This window comes from Psychrobacter sp. 16-MNA-CIBAN-0192, assembly GCF_040309565.1.
Taxonomy (GTDB): Bacteria; Pseudomonadota; Gammaproteobacteria; order Pseudomonadales; family Moraxellaceae; genus Psychrobacter.
In genome coordinates this window covers 1-252 of the sequence record NZ_JBEOOX010000519.1, presented here as the reverse complement: position 1 = coordinate 252, position 252 = coordinate 1, and the positions used below count along the sequence as shown (strand labels likewise).

Genomic DNA, 252 nt, shown 5'->3' with positions numbered 1-252 from the left:
GAATATCATAGTATTGTCATGCCGCTACCATACACTGATCGTTCCATATTTTTGGGTGCGGCAGTGTCTGCGCCGCGTGCGGGCTGGGGGCGGGGGCGGGGGGGGGGGGGGGGGGGGGGGGGCGGGGGGGGGGGGGGGGGGGGGCGGGGGGGTGGGGGGGGGGGGGGGGGTGGGGGGGGGTGGGGGGGGGTTGGGGGGGGTCGGGGGGTCAGGGGGTTGCCTGAGGTGGTATGTGGGGAGGGCGGGGAGCGG

Annotated in this window: 1 protein-coding gene; it reads left to right on the top strand. The window is 76.2% G+C overall.

The genetic code is table 11. The features are described 5' to 3' along the window. Window positions 1–18: 18 nt before the first annotated feature. On the top strand, window positions 19–252 hold a 234-nt coding region (locus tag AAEY78_RS14210; RefSeq protein ID WP_352340065.1), incomplete at its 3' end, for a hypothetical protein.